The sequence below is a fragment of the Shigella sp. FC1661 genome (assembly GCF_001712525.1).
In the GTDB taxonomy this organism is placed as follows: Bacteria; Pseudomonadota; Gammaproteobacteria; order Enterobacterales; family Enterobacteriaceae; genus Escherichia; species Escherichia coli.
In genome coordinates, this window is the sequence record NZ_MDGW01000294.1 from 1 (window position 1) to 1,771 (window position 1,771).

2 protein-coding genes and 3 pseudogenes are annotated in these 1,771 nt (G+C 43.1%); all 5 read right to left on the reverse strand.

The genetic code is table 11. The features are described 5' to 3' along the window. Positions 1–199 (reverse strand): annotated as a pseudogene (locus BFF42_RS16065) (IS1 family transposase); the annotation flags it as partial. 52 nt (positions 200–251) lie between these two features. Beyond that, positions 252–575, reverse strand: a pseudogene (locus BFF42_RS16070) (RHS repeat-associated core domain-containing protein); the annotation flags it as partial. Between the two features lie 85 nt (positions 576–660). Beyond that, the gene (locus BFF42_RS16075) at positions 661–1,164 is read right to left on the reverse strand and encodes a hypothetical protein (protein WP_039065572.1); all 504 of its coding nucleotides are present in this window, start codon (positions 1,162–1,164) and stop codon (positions 661–663) included. Beyond that, a complete protein-coding gene (locus tag BFF42_RS16080; RefSeq protein ID WP_141095329.1) occupies positions 1,161–1,427 on the reverse strand; it encodes a hypothetical protein in 267 nt (88 codons plus the stop codon). The genes BFF42_RS16075 and BFF42_RS16080 overlap by 4 nt, the downstream gene beginning before the upstream one ends. Positions 1,428–1,436: 9 nt before the next feature. Continuing rightward, positions 1,437–1,771 (reverse strand): annotated as a pseudogene (locus BFF42_RS16085) (IS1-like element IS1X2 family transposase); the annotation flags it as partial.

Here is a 1,771-nt window from a genome sequence, read left to right on the forward strand (position 1 = left end):
CGACATCCGACGCCATTCATGGCCATATCAATGATTTCTGGTGCGTACCGGGCTGAGAGGCGGTGTAAGTGAACTGTAGTTGCCATGTTTTACGGCAATGAGAGCAGAGATAGCGCTGATGTCCGGCAGTGCTTTTGCCGTTACGCACCACGCCTTCAGTAGCGGAGCAGGAAGGACATCTGATGGAAATGGAAGCCACGCAAGCACCTTAAAATCACCATCATACACTAAATCAGTAAGTTGGCAGCATTACCCAGCGGATCAATAGAATATGTTGGATGTATGGAAGCATATACATACTGATTCCACCCGCCTTCCAGCCCAATCGGATCCTGAGTGATATACCGCCCCTGCAGCGGGTCATAATAGCGGTGGCGGTTGTAATACAGGCCGTACTCCTCATCATACTGCTGCCCCGGCAGACGGATAAGCTGCTGCAGGTGCTGCGGGTTCTCTTCATTCAGCAGGTTGCCCCATTCATCATATTCTGCGCACCATTCTGTTGCCCCGTCAGGGCTGATAAGCGTCAGCGGCAGGCCGCGATAGTCGCAGTGGTAGAGGTGGATTATTCGCAGTGATCTATATGCCAACGTCATCTTATTTTTCATCTACTCCAACGAGTAGACAAGTTTTTTATTAAACCATTTATACCTTTTACGATTAAATTTTCTTATGTAATAGAGGTGAATAATCTTCCCAAAAATCCATACAAGCTTTACTTGCATAAAAGAATCCAGCGTCTGATTCATAAGACATAAACTGTGCAATAATAGATAGTTGTATATCTGAAAAATTAAAAACAAAATTCAAAAAATCATCGTAATCCCGATACTCAGGACATAAATATTGTTGAATAAAATCGGATTCAAAAACCCAAAAATCATTCTTATTAAACAACGAGACATAAATATACAGAGGGATGTAATAGCAGAATACTTTCTCAGGGAGGAATGTAATTCCTAACTCTAAAGCATAAGAGTTATCCTTTATTTTTAAATTATTGGCTATTTCATTCCATTGTTTCTTTTGGAAAAAATTATATACAATATCCAGTTCCTCCAGTCCTATAATATCATTTGAAATATGAGGTAATGGCTGGCATGGGAAATGAATCATAAGTTCATCATAGACTGCACTCTCGTTAGAGAAAATTATTTTTTTCATTTTATTAAGCCACTGCAATCAGCTGCTGTTTTATATGCTTTATTCTCTTCTTCCATATGGGCCTTATCTCCACCACCAAAGCACTGATTATTAATCTGCTTTCTGACCGAAGCGCACGCCAAATTTATCTCGTACCGTCTCAATATTTCTTTTCTCAGCATCTGAGGAGCGCAAGCTCTAGACTGGTTACATAATCTGTTTTTTTCATTTTGTAAGTCACTCAGGTTCTGGGGACTACAGTTACCTCCAGGATTTACGGTAATGACTCCAACTTACTGATAGTGTTTTATGTTCAGATAATGCCCGATGACCTTGTCATGCAGCTCCACCGATTTTGAGAACGACAGTGACTTCCGTCCCAGCCTTGCCAGATGTTGTCTCAGATTCAGATTATGTCGCTCAATGCGCTGAGTGTAACGCTTGCTGATAACGTGCAGCTTTCCCTTCAGGCGTGATTCATACAGCGGCCAGCCATCCGTCATCCATACCACGACCTCAAAGGCCGACAGCAGGCTCAGAAGACGCTCCAGTGTGGCCAGAGTGCGTTCACCGAAGACGTGCGCCACAACCGTCCTCCGTATCCTGTCATACGCGTAAAACAGCCAGC

Coding starts and splice junctions, on each gene's coding strand:
- BFF42_RS16075 (WP_039065572.1), bottom strand. CDS start 1,164: ATGAAAAAAATAATTTTCTCTAACGAGAGTGCAGTCTATGATGAACTT.